The sequence below is a fragment of the Candidatus Poriferisocius sp. genome (assembly GCF_965204145.1).
Lineage (GTDB): Bacteria > Actinomycetota > Acidimicrobiia > Acidimicrobiales > Bin134 > Poriferisocius.
This window is the reverse complement of record NZ_OZ241977.1, coordinates 2,107,502-2,124,110: the sequence shown is the minus strand read 5'-3', so window position 1 is coordinate 2,124,110 and position 16,609 is coordinate 2,107,502. Positions and strand designations below refer to the sequence as shown.

At 63.0% G+C, this 16,609-nt stretch carries 18 protein-coding genes; 12 read left to right on the top strand and 6 right to left on the bottom strand.

The window, feature by feature from the left end:
• Positions 1-52: 52 nt before the first annotated feature.
• Entirely contained in the window at positions 53-748 is a 696-nt protein-coding gene (locus ACOGI7_RS09880; protein WP_419848591.1) for a hotdog domain-containing protein, read from the top strand.
• Here ACOGI7_RS09880 and ACOGI7_RS09875 read toward each other — a convergent pair.
• Together ACOGI7_RS09875 and ilvE are read right to left on the bottom strand one after the other, a co-directional pair.
• Positions 723-2,045, bottom strand: coding sequence for a cytochrome P450 (locus ACOGI7_RS09875; protein ID WP_419848590.1), 1,323 nt, complete (start codon positions 2,043-2,045; stop codon positions 723-725). The genes ACOGI7_RS09880 and ACOGI7_RS09875 overlap by 26 nt on opposite strands.
• A gap of 94 nt (positions 2,046-2,139) precedes the next feature.
• Entirely contained in the window at positions 2,140-3,168 is a 1,029-nt protein-coding gene (gene ilvE / locus ACOGI7_RS09870; protein WP_419848589.1) for a branched-chain-amino-acid transaminase, read from the bottom strand.
• 125 nt (positions 3,169-3,293) lie between these two features.
• On the opposite strand from ilvE, the gene ACOGI7_RS09865 reads away from it, so the two are divergent.
• The 5 genes from ACOGI7_RS09865 to ACOGI7_RS09845 all read left to right on the top strand — a co-directional run bounded on the left by ACOGI7_RS09865 (position 3,294) and on the right by ACOGI7_RS09845 (position 5,331).
• Complete coding sequence (locus ACOGI7_RS09865) at positions 3,294-3,635, top strand: type II toxin-antitoxin system Phd/YefM family antitoxin (protein ID WP_419848588.1); 342 nt, start codon at positions 3,294-3,296, stop codon at positions 3,633-3,635.
• A complete protein-coding gene (locus tag ACOGI7_RS09860) occupies positions 3,635-4,051 on the top strand; it encodes a PIN domain-containing protein (protein WP_419848587.1) in 417 nt (138 codons plus the stop codon). The genes ACOGI7_RS09865 and ACOGI7_RS09860 overlap by 1 nt, the downstream gene beginning before the upstream one ends.
• 127 nt (positions 4,052-4,178) lie before the next feature.
• Positions 4,179-4,433: a type II toxin-antitoxin system Phd/YefM family antitoxin gene (locus ACOGI7_RS09855; protein WP_419848586.1), complete on the top strand. Its 255-nt coding sequence runs from the start codon at positions 4,179-4,181 to the stop codon at positions 4,431-4,433.
• Positions 4,434-4,442: 9 nt separating this feature from the next.
• Positions 4,443-4,706 (top strand): type II toxin-antitoxin system RelE family toxin, encoded by a 264-nt coding sequence (locus ACOGI7_RS09850; RefSeq protein WP_419848585.1) that lies wholly within the window; start codon positions 4,443-4,445, stop codon positions 4,704-4,706.
• A gap of 91 nt (positions 4,707-4,797) precedes the next feature.
• Positions 4,798-5,331: a GNAT family N-acetyltransferase gene (locus tag ACOGI7_RS09845; RefSeq protein ID WP_419848584.1), complete on the top strand. Its 534-nt coding sequence runs from the start codon at positions 4,798-4,800 to the stop codon at positions 5,329-5,331.
• A 122-nt stretch (positions 5,332-5,453) separates the two neighbouring features.
• On the opposite strand, the gene ACOGI7_RS09840 is transcribed toward ACOGI7_RS09845, so the two are convergent.
• Together ACOGI7_RS09840 and ACOGI7_RS09835 are read right to left on the bottom strand one after the other, a co-directional pair.
• Positions 5,454-5,852 (bottom strand): hypothetical protein, encoded by a 399-nt coding sequence (locus ACOGI7_RS09840; protein WP_419848583.1) that lies wholly within the window; start codon positions 5,850-5,852, stop codon positions 5,454-5,456.
• A gap of 181 nt (positions 5,853-6,033) precedes the next feature.
• On the bottom strand, positions 6,034-7,305 hold the full coding sequence (locus tag ACOGI7_RS09835; RefSeq protein WP_419848582.1) for a cytochrome P450: 1,272 nt from the start codon (positions 7,303-7,305) through the stop codon (positions 6,034-6,036).
• Between the two features lie 108 nt (positions 7,306-7,413).
• Here ACOGI7_RS09835 and ACOGI7_RS09830 point away from each other — a divergent pair, with 108 nt between their 5' ends.
• Together ACOGI7_RS09830 and ACOGI7_RS09825 are read left to right on the top strand one after the other, a co-directional pair.
• Positions 7,414-9,849 (top strand): CaiB/BaiF CoA transferase family protein, encoded by a 2,436-nt coding sequence (locus ACOGI7_RS09830; protein ID WP_419848581.1) that lies wholly within the window; start codon positions 7,414-7,416, stop codon positions 9,847-9,849.
• Positions 9,850-9,886: 37 nt separating this feature from the next.
• Positions 9,887-10,825 (top strand): zinc-dependent alcohol dehydrogenase, encoded by a 939-nt coding sequence (locus ACOGI7_RS09825; protein ID WP_419848580.1) that lies wholly within the window; start codon positions 9,887-9,889, stop codon positions 10,823-10,825.
• Here ACOGI7_RS09825 and ACOGI7_RS09820 read toward each other — a convergent pair.
• Positions 10,814-11,494, bottom strand: a complete 681-nt coding sequence (locus tag ACOGI7_RS09820) for a DNA-methyltransferase (RefSeq protein WP_419848579.1) — start codon at positions 11,492-11,494, stop codon at positions 10,814-10,816. The two genes, ACOGI7_RS09825 and ACOGI7_RS09820, sit on opposite strands and share 12 nt — an antisense overlap.
• Before the next feature lie 444 nt (positions 11,495-11,938).
• On the opposite strand from ACOGI7_RS09820, the gene ACOGI7_RS09815 reads away from it, so the two are divergent.
• Both ACOGI7_RS09815 and ACOGI7_RS09810 read left to right on the top strand, forming a co-directional pair.
• On the top strand, positions 11,939-12,403 hold the full coding sequence (locus ACOGI7_RS09815) for a cupin domain-containing protein (RefSeq protein WP_419851494.1): 465 nt from the start codon (positions 11,939-11,941) through the stop codon (positions 12,401-12,403).
• Positions 12,327-13,172, top strand: a complete 846-nt coding sequence (locus tag ACOGI7_RS09810) for a type ISP restriction/modification enzyme (protein ID WP_419848578.1) — start codon at positions 12,327-12,329, stop codon at positions 13,170-13,172. Before ACOGI7_RS09815 ends, ACOGI7_RS09810 begins: the two co-directional genes overlap by 77 nt.
• A gap of 143 nt (positions 13,173-13,315) precedes the next feature.
• Here the strand turns inward: ACOGI7_RS09810 and ACOGI7_RS09805 are convergent, their stop codons facing one another.
• The gene (locus ACOGI7_RS09805) at positions 13,316-14,350 is read right to left on the bottom strand and encodes a hypothetical protein (RefSeq protein ID WP_419848577.1); all 1,035 of its coding nucleotides are present in this window, start codon (positions 14,348-14,350) and stop codon (positions 13,316-13,318) included.
• Positions 14,351-15,656: 1,306 nt separating this feature from the next.
• Between ACOGI7_RS09805 and ACOGI7_RS09800 the strand changes: the two genes are divergently transcribed.
• Positions 15,657-16,124: a hypothetical protein gene (locus tag ACOGI7_RS09800; protein ID WP_419848576.1), complete on the top strand. Its 468-nt coding sequence runs from the start codon at positions 15,657-15,659 to the stop codon at positions 16,122-16,124.
• 171 nt (positions 16,125-16,295) lie between these two features.
• The gene (locus ACOGI7_RS09795; RefSeq protein ID WP_419848575.1) at positions 16,296-16,580 is read left to right on the top strand and encodes a hypothetical protein; all 285 of its coding nucleotides are present in this window, start codon (positions 16,296-16,298) and stop codon (positions 16,578-16,580) included.
• Positions 16,581-16,609: the final 29 nt, after the last annotated feature.

Here is a 16,609-nt window from a genome sequence, read left to right as displayed (position 1 = left end):
TCTTTGGCGCCTGGTTGCGCTGTGATGGTGCCCAAAACATACCGTTGCCGTCGTGGCCCATATCAATCAGCCAGACGGCCCGTTCCAGGCCATCGATCATCCGGCGGTGGCCGGCCGGGAGCGGGAGCTGCGGGCGCTGGCCGACGCGGTGCGCCGGCTGGTGGCCGCCACCGTCACCAACACCGCCTCGCCCGCCGATACCGCTGCGCTGGCCGACGAGGCCAACGCCCTGGCCGACCGCATCGAGGCCCATGTGCCCGCCGAGCCCCCGCCCCGGTTCGGCCCGGGGGGACATGAGATGGAAGGCCCGCCCATCACCCACCTGCGAGCGCCGTTCGACTACGTGACCGGCATATGCAATCCCGCCGCCGTGCCGGTGGAGATGGTGGTACACATGGACTCCGACCCGCCCAAGACCCGGGGCCGGGCGGTGTTCACCACCGTGTACGAGGGTCCGCCCGGCTGTGTCCACGGGGCGGCCATCGCCGCGGCCTTCGACATGGTGTTCACCAGCGCCTGCTCCACTCGCAATGCCAGCGGCCCCACCATGATGCTGTCGGTGCGCTACCGGCGCCCCACCCTGCTCGATGTGGAGACGATTTTCGAGGGGTGGGTGGAGACCTTCGACGGCACCATCACCGAGGTCAAGGGCCACGCGCTCCAAGACGGCCAAGTGACCGCAGTGGCCGAGGGCGTCTTCCGCCACCTCGACCGCGAGACCCTCAATCAGCTCGCCCAGCGGGGGTGAACTCAGCGGGCAGGTGCTTGATGCCGTGGATGAACGCCGACGAGAGCGGGTCGGGCTCGCCGGTGGCCCGGATGTCGCCGATGCGGTCGAACAGCTCGCGGAACATGACTTTGATCTCCCGGCGGGCCAGATGCGCGCCCAAGCAGAAGTGGGGTCCGGGTCCGCCGTAACCGATGTGGGGGTTCGGGTCGCGTAGCACGTTGAAGGTCAGCGGGTCGTCGAACACCGACTCGTCCCGGTTGGCGCACAGGTAGTTCATGACCACCATGTCGCCCTCGTCGATCTTCTGGCCCTCCAGTTCGGTGTCGCTCAGCGCCGTTCGGCGCATGTAGGTGACCGGGCTGGCCAGGCGAACGATCTCCTCCACCGCGCCGTGGGCCACGCCTTCGAAGTCGTCGGTCCAGATCTTGCGCTGGTCGGGGTGGTCGGTGAGATACACCAGGCCCCAGCTGATGGCGTTGCGGGTGGTCTCATTGCCGGCCACCACCAACAAGATGAAGAAGCTGGCCAGTTCGGTGCGGGTGAGCCGCTCGCCGTCCACCTCGGCGTTGACCAACACGCTGGTCAGATCGCCGGTGTCCACGCCAACCTTCGATTCCGCCACCTCGTCCATCAGCTTCGACAGGGCCTCGCCGGCCATGAGAATGGCGGTGAGGAAATCGCCGAACTCGGGGACGTACTCGTCGTCGGCCGCCCCCAAGATCACGTTGGTCTGGTCGAACACGAAATCGTGTTCGGATGCGGGAATCCCCATCAGGTCGCACACGATGCGAAGCGGCAGCCGGGCGGCGACGTCGGTGACGAAATCGCATTCGCCCCGCTCGCACACCTCGTCCACGATCAGCCGGGCCTGGTCTTGCACCGAGTCTTCCAGCCGGGCCAGCATCCGCGGGGTGAAGCCCGCCGACACGATCTTTCGCAGCCGGGCGTGGCGGGGGTCGTCCATGGCGATGATCGAGTTGAAGTACTCGTTGAACTCCGGTGGGAAGTCGTTGATGGTGACGCCCGACGACGAGGAGTAGATCTGGGGGTTGCGCGACACCTCTAAGATGGTCGAATGCCGGGTGATAAACCATGCCCCCGGCGTCTCCACGCTCTCCAGATCACCCGTGAACTCGAACCCGGGATAGAACGTGAGCGGCCGGGAGCACACCTGCTTCAGTTCCTCGTCCAACACCCGGCGATCCCGCCGCCAAAAGGCGTTGTGAAGCGGATTGTGAGGGTCCGCCTCAGTGGCAGGGGGCGGCTTGGTGAAGGCGCCGGTTGTGGCTTCCGATTCGGTTGGCACGGCGGTCATAGCAGCAATCCCTGGTCGGCCATCTCTCTATAGCGTGATGCGACAATGACTGTAGTGGCTAGCCGGGTGTCGTATTCACGATGGCGGTTGCCTTCTAGGTGCCTGCCACCGGGGTGCGCCAGTTGAAGGGGTCGGGGGCGGCGCCGGTTTGGATGTCGGTGAGCGCTTGGCGCAGGCGCAGGGTGCTGGGGCCGGGCTGGCCGTCGCCGATGGTGAGGGTCTTGCCCGAGTAGAGGATGGTGCCAACGGGGGCGACGCCGGCGGCTGTGCCGGACAAAAAGGCCTCGCCCCGCTCGACCCAGTCGCTGAGTTCTTCGGGGTCGATGGCGCGTTCTTCCACGTCGTAGCCGAGGTGGCGGGCGAGCTGGATCACCGAGTCCCGGGTCACGCCGTGCAGAAACGATTCGTCGAGGTGCCGGGTGACGATGCGCTCGTCGTCGGCCAGGAAGAAGTTGGAGGCGCCGGTTTCGGTGATGTCGCCGTCGCTGGCGAACAGCACTTGGTCGACCGCCTCGTTGGCGGCCATCGCGTCCAGCGTGGCGCCCAGGGCCATGGCGTAGTTGGCGGCGCACTTCACCATGCCGAACTGGGGAACGGTGCGCGGCGTCGATGATTCCACTTGAAGCGTGAGGGGCCGGATGCCCCCTTTGAAGTAGTCGCCCACCGGGGAGTTGACCACGAACAACAGGGCGGAGGGGGCCGGATGGGCGGCGGCTCCGATGTCGGCCCCGGTGCCCACCAGCGTCGGGCGGATATAGAGCGATCCCGGCGGGTGGGGGACCTCGTGGGCATTGGCCGCAACTGCATCGATGGTCATTTGCCGCAGCAGGCTGGGATCGATCTCGGGCAGCCGCAGGCAGGCGGCGCTGGTGACCATGCGGGTCACGTGGCTGTCCAGCCGGAAGATGGCCACCGACCCGTCAACCTGGCGATGCGCCTTCAATCCCTCGAACACCGAGCTCCCGTAGTGCAGCACGTGAGCCGCCGGGCTCAAGCGCAGATCGCCGAATGGCTCCGGAGCCCCGCCATAGGCAAGGGGCCCGCCCTCGGCCCGCGCCGTCGTCATCCAGTCGCAGAAAACCGTCCCGAACGGAACAGTGAGTGGGTCGGGCTTGGCGGTCATACAGGCTCTCCTTCAGGCAGGAGGATGGTATAGCCCGACAGTCCAGGAAACTGAGGGTTTTGTGGGGTCGGCGAGATATTGTACATGCTTGTACAAAACCAGCTCTGGCCGTTAGCCTGGGCGGGATGGCACTTCCCGGCGGTCACCCGCCTTCTGCGACTGTCTCGGTGAGCGAGTTCCGAGCCAATTGCGGGCCGCTTTTGGATGCGGTGTGCGATGGGCAGGAGATCGTCATAACCAAGAACGGTCGGCCAGTAGCTGAGGTCCGGCCTCCTCGTTCTCCTCGCGAGGAGTTCACCGGGTCGCTCTTTGGCTTTTGCCGGGACATCATCGAACTGCCCGAGGGATTCGACTTCGACAAGGAATCCGTGTGGGCAGGCCATGAGGAGATTGCCGAGGAGGTTCTCTTGAGCTGGGACAGGCAAGAACCCCATCTCGTCATCGGCTCTTCCGACCAAGACGGCTGATGCTGCTGCTGGACACCAATGTCGTGCTCCGGTTCTGCTGGGGAGTGGCTGACGGCAAGCTCGGGAACGAAGCCATCGGGCGGGTAGACCAAGCCACCCGGCGGGGTGAGGCGGCGGTCAGCGCGATCACCTACTGGGAGCTGGCCCTGTTGCAGGCCAAGCGGCGCTTGGTGGTGGAGCTCAACGTGGCCCTTCTTCGGATGCGAATGGTTGCCGCCGGGGTCAGGGATCTGCCCATCGGGTCGATGGAAGCAGAACAGGCCGCCCGATTGGGGGAGATGGGCCTGTCCACCGGGGATACCGCAGACCGATTCATTTTGGCCACCGCGCTAGTCCAGGAGTGCCCCCTGCTCACCTTGGACCAGCACATGCTGTCGTGGGAGGGCCCGGCGACTTGCATCGACGCCTCCCGATAGTTGCGACAGATACTCAAATGTCCATTTGGCCTTGTGGTGTTGGTAGTTCGTGGGATGTCTATCTCCACACTGAAATCCGCGGGCAAGTGGCGTTGACAGGTCAAAATATTGACCTATGCTCGCACCAATGGCAGACACGATCCCTTTCTCAGAGGTCAAAGCCCATCTCTCCGAACTGGCCGACCGGGTGGAAACTCAACGCGACCGCATCTTGGTAACCCGCAACGGCCGGCCCTCTTTTGTCCTTATGAGTCCCGACGAACTTGAGTCCATAGAGGAGACTCTGGATATCTTGAGCGACTCCGAACTGGTCGAGTCACTCCGCGAGTCGCTTCAAGAAGCCGCTGAGGAAAAACTACTGCGATTGCGCGATCACATCTGAAGCGGCCCCGTGTACGAGGTCAAGATCACGCCCTCGGGCCTGCGGCACCTCAACCGCTTGCCCAGCAAAGTTCGAGATGCCGCCCTCGCCACCATCTTTGGCCCGATGGCTGAGAATCCACAGAGGGTCGGCAAACCGCTGATGGACGAACTTGAGGGCCTGCGATCCGCTCGCCGCGGCGACTACCGCATCGTCTACGAGATCCTGGAGGACGAAATGGCAGTTGTGATCCACCGAGTCCAGCACCGCCGACACGTCTACCGCCCGAACTAACCGATACCGCCCCAAGGCTGTCCCGATGTGGGCAAAACCGCCTTGCAAATTGAGGGATTCGCAGGCTCGGGGCTCTGAGAGACTGGGGGTTGTGGCTGTTCCGTTCACGACGATTGCCGGGGAGCGCGTGTTGTTGCGATCGTTTCGAGTCGAGGACGCGGTCGACATCGCTGAGTCGTGCCAGGACCCGGAGATTCCCCGATTCACGATGATGCCGGAGGCGATGTCTGAAGCGCAGGCTCGAGAGTGGATTGAGCAGCGGCTGGCACGGAGGGAACAGGGTCTCTTCGCATTCGCGATCACTTTGCCTCCGTCGGATCGGTGCATCGGTCAGATGGGCATCCTGCTAGAGCCCCAATTCCGGCGTGGGGAGGCGTTCTATTGGCTCGACAGGCAGCATCGGGGCCAAGGAATCGCCTCCGAAGCCCTCAATCTGATCACCGACTGGGCATTCTCCGAGCACGGCCTGGCCCGGGTTCATCTGGTGACCCATGTCGACAATCCCGCGTCCCAACGGGTAGCCGAGCGTTGCGGCTTTCAGCGTGAGGGAGTGCTGCGGGCTTGGGAGCCGGTCAAAGACGACCAACCCGATGTCGTGATGTGGAGTCGACTGCCGGGGGATTGACCGGCGGCAAATGGTGCTTGAGGCTGCACTTGTAGGAGCTGCATGAGACAGAGTCCACGTTGGCGAACAATCGCCTAGAGGCCGTCAGGGTTCGGCAGTGCGGCCTTAGGGCAACTGCGGATTCACGATAGGCCCACGGCCAGGATGGCGCCCAAGATCGGTACGGCCAACCCCAACATGGTGAACACCATGGTGCGGGTCTGCCTCGCGAACTGGAGGGCCATTTCACTCCGCACGCTCTTGAATTCCGCTGCGGTCTCGGTGCGAAGGCTCTTGAACTCGGCTGCGGTCTCCGTGCGAAGCCTGTGCAACTCGCCGTAGACCTTGGCGAACTCGGAGCGCATCTCGTTGCCGAGCCGCTGTTCGCTGGCCGCAAGGTCGCCTTTGGTGGCGAGTTGTTCCCAGTAGATGGGAGGCAGGCTGTCCATCAAGGTGTTTGCCTCCTCCTCTCCCAGTACCTCGCACAGGCGGTTCAAAAGCGCCAAGCGCTGGCCCTCTTTGATCGGTCCACTAGCGGGCATAGCTCGCCTCCTCAGCTTTCCATTGAAATTGGAGGAGGACTGATCCACGTCCTCGAGTGGTTGGCTAAACCTTAACGGCCAACGCCACTCGCAACAACCACCTGACTGGTACCTACACCCTCACGAAGCGGTTCCTTCGAGGCTGTCTGATTGGTGACAGGCGACTGCGAAGTCGACCAAGCTACACCAGGGTTGAGAGGTTTTGGTCGGGGGCGGGGCCGGGGTTGACTTTTTTGCCGGGGGTCCAGGCGACGGGGAGATGCTTGATGCCGCCGATGAAGTTGGAGCGGAGCCACTCGGGCTCGCCCACTCGGTGCATGTCGGGCATGCGCTCGATGATCTCCTGGAAGATGAGGCGCAGCTCCATTTTGGCCAGGTTGGCGCCCAGGCAGTAGTGGGCCCCGCCGCCGCCGAAGGCGATCTGCTCGTTGGGGGTGCGGTTCACATCGAAGGTAAACGGGTCTTCGAACACATCTTCGTCCCGGTTGGCCGAGATGTGCCAGATGACGATCTTGTCGCCCTCGTCAATGTGCTGGCCCCTGATCTCGGTATCCTCGGTGGCGGTGCGGCGGAAGTGCAGCACCGGGGTTGACCACCGCAGGAGCTCGTCGATATGGGTGTCGGTCACCCCGTCGGGGGAGCCCTTCATGATTTCGAACTGCTCGGGGTGGTCCATCAGCGCCAGCATCCCTTGGGCGGTGGCGTTGCGGGTGGTCTCGTTGCCGGCCACAGTGAGCAGCAGCATGAACATGTCGAACTCCAGCTCGGTCAGCCGGTCACCGTCGATCTCGGCGTTGATGAGCTTGGTGACGATGTCGTCGCGGGGGTTTTCCGCCCGGTCTTTGGCCAGCTGGTTGGTGTAGGCGTACAGCTCCGCGCCGGCCACGACGCCGTCTTCGGCACCGTCGGCATACTCGGGGTCGTCGACGCCGATCAAGCGGTTGGACCAGTCGAACAGCATCATGCGGTCTTCTTGGGGCACGCCCATGATCTCGGCAATGGCCTGGAGCGGTAGCTCCGAGGCGAGGTCGACCACGAAGTCGGCCTCGCCCTTCTCGATCACGTTGTCGACGATCAAGATGGCCCGGTGGCGCAGGTATTGCTCGATCAACCCGATCATGCGGGGGGTGAAGCCCTTGTTCACCAGCCGCCGGTAGCGGGTGTGCTTGGGAGGATCGGTGGTGAGCATCATCACCCCCCGGGAGTCCGGTCCGCCGTTGTCCCGGGTGCCGGGATCGGGGATGGAGGTGCCGCCGATCTCAGAGGAGAAGCGCTCGGTGTCGCGGTTCACCTCCACCAGATCATCGTGTTTGACAATGTTCCAGAACGCCGGTCCGTTGGGGTCTTGGTGCAAGAAGACGGGGCACTGCTCCCGCAGCACCTTGAACATCTCGTGGTGCTCTAGGCGCACAAATCGGTCGGGGTCGAGCAGGTTGACTTCGGTGAGCTTCACAGTGCTTTCCTTTGCTGCGATCGTTTGCCGAGTGTCGGCCAGTGTACGGGACTTCCCAATGCGACAAGATACCGGGGTGCGAACCGACTGGGAAACAGTGAGACTGCAATGACGGCAGGGCCCAACCAGGACGCTCAGCGGGCCGACGGGGCCAGCGTGGGCGAAGGCGTCCACATGCAGGCCTCGATACTGGCCGGCATCCGGGTGTTGGACTTCTCCACCGGGGTGCCCGGCCCCTATGTCACCAAGCTGTTGGCTGACGCTGGGGCAGACGTGATCAAGGTGGAGGGGCCCGACGGCGACCCGATGCGCCGCTGGTCGGCCACCCGGGCCGAGTTCGAGGGCGACAGCGCGCTGTTCCAGTTGCTCAACGCCTCCAAGCGGGGTGTTGTCGGCCAGCCGGGCGATTCCGAGATCGAGGAGCTGGTGGCCACGGCCGATGTGGTGGTGGAGTCATTCCCGGCTGGATCGGGATTGGGCCGGGCCTGGGCCGACCAGCACTCTCACTTGGTGGTGCTGTCGGTGACGCCCTACGGACAGGACGGTCCGCTGGTGTCCCACCCTTCCACCGAGTACACCGTGCAGGCCCAGTGCGGGGCCATCGCCTGCCGGGGGCGACCCGACCAGCCCCCGATCCACGCGGGAGGGGGCATTGCCGAGTGGACCGCCGGGGCCTACGCCGGACCTGCGGTGCTCTCCGCGCTCCTGCGGGCCCGGCGAACCGGGCGCGGCGAGCACATCGACTTGGCGGTGGCCGACGTGATGGGCATCGCCGCCACCACGTTCAGCGACCTGGCCCACTCCATGCGGGGCGGCGGCCACGACTTCGACCGGGTGGCGCGGTCGGTGGAGGCGCCCTCCATCGAGCCTGCCCTCGACGGCTGGGTGGGGTTCAACACCAACACGGCTCTGCAATACCAGGGCTTCGTGCTGATGATCGAGCGCCCCGACCTGATTGACACCGAGTGGAGCCAGATCGGGGAGCGGGCCGGCCGCCTGGACGAGTGGAATGCCATGGTCCACCCGTGGACCTCTCGCCACACCGTGGCCGAGATCATCAAGGCGGCGTCTGATCTGCGGGTGCCGGTGGCCGAGGTCAACGACGGTCGCAGCGTGCTCGACAACGAGCAGTTCGCTGCCCGGGGGGTGTTCGTGCGCAACCCCGGCGGGTTCCTTCAGCCCCGGCCGCCCTACCTGATGGACGACGGCGGCGAGCGACGGCCGGCGACGCCCGCTCCCGCGCTGGGCGAGCACACCGGCACGGTGGAAGCCCGCCCGCGGCCCGTGGTGTCGTCTCTCGAGGCCGATTCCGACAGCTCTCCTGATCTACCGCTAGCTGGCGTCAGGGTGTTGGACCTCACCAGCTGGTGGGCCGGGCCGTCGGCCACTGGCACGCTGGCCATGCTGGGGGCCGATGTGCTCCACATCGAGTCCACCGGCCATCCCGACGGCATGCGGATGACCGGGTTCATGTTCGGCACCGAGGACTGGTGGGAGTGGAGCTCGATGTTCGTGGCCATCAACCACAACAAGCGGGACTTGACCCTCGACTTGGACACCGAGGCGGGCATGGATCTCCTGTGGCGGCTCATCGAGAGCGCCGACGTGGTGATCGAGAACTTCTCCCCCCGGGTGGTGGAGAAGTGGGGCCTGAGCTGGGAGGCCGTCTCGGCCCGCAACCCCCAGGCGGTGTTCACCCGGATGCCCGCGTTCGGTTTGAGCGGGCCGTGGCGGGAGCGGGTGGGGTTCGCCCAGACCATGGAGCAGCTCACCGGCATGGCCTGGGTCACCGGCCACCCCTACGACCAGCCCCGCATCATGCGAGGCCCGTGCGACCCCATCGCCGGGATGCACGGCGCCTATGCCGCGATCTTGGGCTTGGCCGTACGGGAGCGCACCGGGCGGGGGGTGTTCGTGGAGTCCACCATGGTGGAGGCCGCGCTCAACTGCTCGGCCGAGCAGATCGTGGAGTACACCGCCTACGGCAACGTGATGGAGCGGGCTGGCAACCGGAGTCCCTACGCCGCACCTCAGGGCCTGTATCCCTGCCAGGGCTACGAGCAATGGCTGGCGCTGGCCGTGGCTACAGATCAGCAATGGCGGGCGCTGGTGGAGGTGCTCGGGTCTCCCGAGTGGGCCGACCGACCCGAATATGCCACCGACGCCGGTCGCCGGGCGGGCCACGACGCCATCGACGAGGGGCTGTATGCCTGGGCTGCTGAGCAAGACCTCGACGACATTGTGGCCCGGCTAGTGGCCGCTGGCGTGCCTGCCGCCCCAGCCTGGGATCCTCGGATCCAGCACGAGAACCCCCAGCTTGCCCATCGGGGGCTGTTCGAGATGGTGGAGCATCCGGCAGTGGGCACCAACCCCATGCCGGGAATGCCCTATCGGTTCGCCTCGGTGGACCGCTGGATCACCTCACCGTCGCCCACCCTGGGCCAGCACAACCACGAGATATTGGCCGAGCTAGGCGTGTCAGCCAATGAGATTGCCCAACTGGAAGCCGACGGCGTTATCGGCACCCGTCCGAAGGGCTTGTGAGCCCAAGCGCGAGCCCGTCCGGTGAAAGAATGAAGCCATGAGAGCAGTTCGATGCGTCGATGGCCAGCCCGCCACGGTGGAGGTGGCCCCTCCCGAGGGCGAGGGCGTGCGCATCAAGATGGCATCGGCGGGGGTGTGCGGGTCCGATCTGCACATGCTCCCTTTGGGAATGCTCAACACGTTCACCATCGGCCACGAATTTGCTGGCTGGCTGGACGACGGGCGACCGGTGGCCATCGAGCCTATCCACGGCTGCGGCACCTGCGAGCTGTGCCTGGCCGGCGACTACAACCGCTGTCCGGCCACCCTGGGTGACATTGCCGGCATCTCCCGCGACGGAGGAATGGCCGACGAGGTGCTCATGTGGCCCGAGGCCATTGTGCCTCTACCCTCCGGGGCCGACCCCCGGGACGCCTGCCTGGTGGAGCCCCTGGGCATCGCGGTACACGGCTTCCGCCTGGCCGGACTGCGGGGCGACATGCGGGTGGCGGTGATCGGCGGCGGGGCCGTGGGCCAGACCGCATTGGCCGTGGCCGGCCTGGCCGGGTGCGAGGTCGCTATCTCGGCCCGCCACGATGCCCAGAAGGAAGCCGCTGAGCGCTTGGGGGCCGCCCCGCTGACCGAGCAGCCCTACGACATCGTGGTGGAGGCCGCCGGCACCTCCTCAGCCCTGGCCGATGCGGTCAAGAAGTGCCGCCCCGGCGGCAAGATCGTCATCCTGGGCAGCTACTGGGACCCTGTGGAGTTGCCCGGCATAGAAATCAGCATGAAGGAGATCACCCTGGTGCCCTCCTCCATGTACGGCCGCCACGGCCCCACCCGCGACATGGATGTCGCCGCCGCCGCGCTGGCCCAACTCCCCAAGCTCCCCGACGCCATAATCACCCACCGCTTCCCCCTAGACGCCCCCGCCGAAGCCTTCGCCACCGCCGCCAACCGCGCCTCCGGCGCCATCAAAGTCGTCCTAGAGCCCTAGCTCTAATACCTGTGCAGGGGTCGGGCGGGTGAGACCCGGTTGGGCCGCCATCCGGCTTCTCAGGCGACTCGTCGCTCCATGGGGTCGACATACATGGGGTTGAGATCGATTCCTGCCCAGTTGCGGCCGAGTTCTTGGGCGGCGATGAGGGTGGTCCCTGATGATGTCCCACATGGTTCGCAACCGGCAGCCGTTGGGGCCCTTCACCGCGGCTGTGTCGTAGTAGTAATCCTGGTTTTTGGACAGCAGGAACACCGTCTCGTGAGACTTGGTCGGGCGATCAGAGACAGACTCGGGGTGGGCATTCGGTTTGTACCAAATGACTTCGGAACGCAGCCACCACCCCGCATCCTGGAGAGCGAACGCCAACCGCCACGGAACGCCGATCAGGTCCTTCGGCTTCAAACCCTCGGGAGTGGGAGGCCGCACCGACATAGCCCGATCTCGGTTCTTGCGGTCGGGTGCCCGGTACCGACGATTTCCAGAGGTGTACGAGTCACCTACGTTCAGCCACACCGTGCCGTCATCAGTCAGCACCCGTCGCACTTGGTCGAGCGCCATCACAATGCTCTTGACGTATTCGCCCAGTGCGTCGTCGCGGCCAATCTGACCTTCGGCCGAGTAATCCCGAAGCGACCAATACGGCGGTGACGTGATCACTGTCTGCACACACCCATCAGAGAGTAATCCCAAGGCCTCGATCGCTGGGCCACACGCCAATACGGGGCCATTCAGTTCGTTCAGCGGGGCATCAATCCCCACATCTAGTCGGGTATGCGGAATTGGTTGTCGAATTGACGAAGTAGCAGCGGGTTCATGCCCAGGAAGAGGCATCCGGCGACCTTCAGTGCCCTCTGTGTCGCGTCTAGAACCCACGACACGACCCTACTTCTAGGCAGTGACAATTTTGAGGAATCCAGACTGCGGTTGAACAACCGTTCCCAAGAATGCGGAAGCCCCGGCTCCCGTCCTAGTCGATCTCTGACGAGATCCTCGGCCTGGCACTCCGGGGCTTGCGTCTTCCCACTGGAACAGCACCAGTGGACAGTCTCATTATCGCCCATGGAGAACTGCGGCCTGTTCGAGTTTTGGGAAAGCTAGGGTTCGGTGGCGATGGGGCAGCGGGAGGACTTGGCGGGGTTGTCTGGGGCTGAGGTGGTGGCGATGTTGGGGTTGGTGCCGTTGCCTGAGGAAGGGGGGATGTGGCGGGAGGTTTGGCGGGATGAGCAGAGCACTGCGATCTATTTCTTGATTCGGCCGGGGGACTTTTCGGCGATGCATCGCCTGGACGGACCGGAGCTGCGGCATCACTACGCGGGGGCGGCTGTTCAGATGCTGCTGCTGGGGCCGGACGGGTTGGTGGAGCGTCCGGTGTTGGGCGACGACTTGGAGGCCGGGGAGCGGCCGTGTGTGGTGGTTCCGGCCCACACTTGGATGGGCGCCTCGACCCAGTCCTCGCACGATAAGGGAACTGTCGGCTACCGCACCTTGTCCTCAACCTGTGGAGTACGCCCACCGACCCCTCAGCATCCGGTGGGCGATACCCGACAATCGTGTAGACGACATGATGCGTCCTGACTTGTGGGCACGGCACAGCTCACGGCAGGTGTACCTGGTCACGGCCAAGCTCACTGAAGCCGCTGGCGATGGCCCAACGGCGGTTCTCTACGTGCAGATACCAGACAAGGATTGCCACCACGGGCGTGCGGGCACTGTCTTTCCCCTCTGGCGAGACAAAGACGCTACCGATGCCAATGCAGACGAGGCCACCGTCAACTGGCTTTCCGAGAAGCACGGGCAGCGGGTCTCGGGCGAAGAGGTCTGGCACTACTGCGCGGGACTGCTCGGTACCGAGGCCTACCCAGAACGGTGGGCCGACCCGATGGGCGACACTCTCAAGCCCCACATCCCCTTTCCCGACCCCCACGAAGATTTCAAGGCTCTGGTGGCCATCGGCCTGCGCTTAGTGGAGATTGCCAAGGGCATCAACCTGGACAAATCGGGCGTGCAATGCACCGTGGCTGTGGACCCCTCCAAGCTCCCCGACTTCACCGACAGCTGCCATCACTCAGATGACAACGCTCTCAGGTTCGGTGGCGGCGAGTTTACCGGCGTGACCTCCGATATCTGGAAACACCAGGTATCCGGTTACCGAACCCTCCCACGCTGGATCAAAACCCGATCCTCCACCCCCGGCGGCCGCAAGTCATCCCCCCTCGACGACATCCAGCCAATAACCTGGGACTTCACAAGTGACCTAATCGAAGTCTGCAACAAAATCGCCTCCCTCAACCACGCTGCCGATCGTGCCCGTCCTGTTCTTACCCGCATGACCGCCCCCGAGTGATTCCCCGCCACCCACCTCACGGTTTTGCGATCGCTTCTATGAATGCGACTACCTGCATACTGTGTAGTCGGTTCCGTTGCAGAGAGGATTACGATGTGTCGGATTGCTGATTCTCTCCGAGCCTTACTTTGTGGCTAAGAATGCTAGATGGACTGCGAACTCAGAATTGAGAAGAAGCTAGGGTCAGTATCCCGGTTCTCCCAGGCACCCATGACGTGCGCTTGTATTGCAGGAACATCCTTGTCGATAGTGGAGGGCCAGAGGTTCGGACTGTACTCTACACACCGCAACATGTTGTCGATGTCAAAGACTCGGCCTGTTCCCTTCGCTTTCACTAGAGCAATTGGCTTCTCCCCAGCGATGCGAAGGCCTAATTCGAAGAGTACATTGGGGTTATGTTCTGTGAGGTCGGCTAATACGAGGTCAGCACCAAGGAGTTCCTTGAGGATTGTGGCTTGAATCACATCTGATCCAGTTCGTTTCGAGGTGCGAACCTCGAAACCAGCAGCCTCAAGGGCTGGCGTAAGGACGCTCTTCAGAACTTCATCGAAGAAGCCAGATTCATGGTGGTCGTCCCTTTCGACGAACGGCATAATCACGAAACATATTGGAGCGCCTTCGGCTTGTACGATGGTACGAGTGGGTGAGAGTAGGGAATCGTCCGGGGATCCAAGACCACGAGCAGTTGGCGAGTATGTGCCTGGGTTGTAGTTGCTTCCAATACCAATGAGCTTGCAATTGGCACCAAATATCTCAATGAACTCTTCGTGCCAATCAGGGTCAATATTGAACTGACTTTCAAGCGTGTTGGCAACATAGCGTTCTTCGGGTAATTCGCTGCCAGCGAAGTGATCGACGACTCCCGCAAAGGACTCTATATTTCGGAATGCTGTGTGGAATGCAGCAAGTTCCGCATCAGCACTTGCGGGATAAACAAGCTCACGTCCAAGTTCCGTGAGAGAGATTGATGATGCATCGCTCGTGCCTGTCGTGAAGCCGTAGTGCTGCGATGCTGCCGTCACATCACGCAGTTTGCGCGCCTTCGCTGTAGTTCCAAGGGCTGATGCAACTTCGCCCGGTGGCCAGTCATTGCCGCCGTTGTACTCCTTGAGGACTCTCGGTACGGCGGCAGCTTCTTGAAGGTTGCGACGGGGAAAGGGTCTGGTTCGTCTTGCCATTATTGCTCCTAGCTACGCTATTGCGATTCTTGAGGTCGTCGGTGACGAACGACTTTCAGAACAAGAGGTCAGCTCGTCTTCGAGATTGGTAGGGAGGATTCCATCAGTGACTGTGGCCAATTGGCCATGATGGTTGGTGGCCTGACAGCAATCGAAGCAGCCATGGGTTCCGGTGCGGTGCCACATCGGTGCTTTGCGGGACGCGCGTGGACTGAAGCAGCGGTGGTAGGTGCTGGCCCTGCTGTGCGGCTTCGGTAGTCGAACCGAGGCCTAGCGAAAGTGCGTTAGGTGCCGACGCAGCAGCATAGTGGTAGTGCCTGGTGCCATCGGGGTTGACTGGCAAAGGTCGGTGGGGTCGCGCCAAGCGGGCGCTTCAGGTTCTCGGAGTCCCCGCGCTGAGGACGTTGCCTTCGTCCTTTCGTCGCCTTGGCGACACGACAGGAACACTGGCCCGCAAGAGCCGATCCCAGCAATAGGGCCGTGTTGAATCATGCCACCTCCTCGAGCTCGACTGGTCAGACGAAACGACCTTCTTGTAACTACAAGGATCGTATCTGGACGGGGTGACAACTTCTACCGGTTTGTATGTCGAGCTGATACTGGGGCTTGGACTCGACCAGCCAAAGAGGCATCGGGCTGTGCACATCAGGTGGTCTGGGTCTGCGAACACGGGCCTGAAGTCTGGTGGGAAGAAATGGCTGCCCAAGTTTGCATTGTGCAACATAAAAAATCATCGTATATAATGATATAGATCAAAATAACAGAGGAGGCAGCGGCGGATCGGTGCTCAGGTCTGAGTTCATGCGATTGATGCTGGGTGGGCGAAGGCTGTCTGCTTTGCGGTCGTTTGAGATAGGTGTCGGGCAACCTTCGGCTGTGGAAGGCTCAGCGGCGCAGGTCATCGTTGATTGCGGGGGAGCGTAGTGAAAGGCTCGTCGTCAGCAGAGGGGGGTACGCAACTCCCTCCTCTACCCCCGGTCGAGGAACGCCTTGATGCCAGTAGGCCGACGACGGTCTTTGCGCTGCCAGAGTCCTCTCATCAGTTCCAGGTGGTGGACCGGCGCACGCTGTGGACTGCGAATCGCCGTTTGGTTGACTTCGCCGTAATTCTCCAAATGCGGCGAGTTGGTGTTGAAAGCTGGATTGAAGTGCTGAAGGTGGACACGGCGCATCGCAGGGTGCATGTGCATGTCTGGGGAGTCCGTGATACAGAAGTCGTTCCATCGGACTGTCGCACGTCAATTGAACGCGCTCACCGGTGGGCTCTCGGGTACGTTTGGAACTACGCAATCGAGGAGTTGTGAAGGTGGACGAAAACGCCTGTCGTCGGCGGATCGGTTTGTTGGCATCGTTGAGCGAGATGCCTGCTGGGCTGTCGCAGTGGGTGCGTAGTGCCGGAGATGCGCTCACGGTGCCGGTGCTGCCCACCGATCCTCTTGGTCCGGCAGTTGTCAAGATCTTCGACTGGGGCCATCGGATCGGTCTGCTGGTGACGGTCGTTTCAGACGGTCGAGAGGGGATGAGGATGGCGTGGCTCAGGGTGGAGTCGCCCGTTGCGGCCGATCCGGCGCAAGAGTGCGAGAGGTCTTTGACCGCCACCACCCCAGTAGGTGACGCCCTGCGTCTCCTATCGTCAAACGGAATGTCAATGGTGCAGCTAGGGGGGCGTGATTTGGCGTTACAGCCCGATTTTGCGTCTTCAAGCATTTCGGATGAGGGGGTTGCTGCCGAACTGTCGGCCCTTGTTGGTTCACGGGAGGCGATGAAGGCCTAATCGGGCACCCAGACAGCACGTGCCCGGGTGCTGGCCACTGTCGTTCGTGGGTTGTAACAGGACATGGATGTCTGAGCTGTCAGGCTCAGATGTTCTCAACTGTGGTGGAGGGGGGATCATGCGCATACCGTTTGCCTTCGACAATGAACTTCGAGACCAAGTATTGATTTCATGACGACTAAGAGCTTTGATGAACTCGTTGCAGCTATTGATTCTGATCCGGTGCGGAGTGCCAGGGCGGAGGAGTACAGGCAGAAAGTGGAGGCGAGAATTTTCGCCTTGCAGCTAGCGGAGCTGCGTAGTGAGCTCGGTATCGCACAGGGGGGAGTGTCGAGACTTGAGCGGTCAGCTGACCCGAAGCTGTCCATTTTGTGCAAGCTCACTTCTGCTCTTGGTGGAACGCTCAGCATCGAGATCAGTGTTGGCGACCGCGCGATCAATCTCACCCAACCATGATCGCCAGAGGCGTCTTCGCTGGAAGAGCA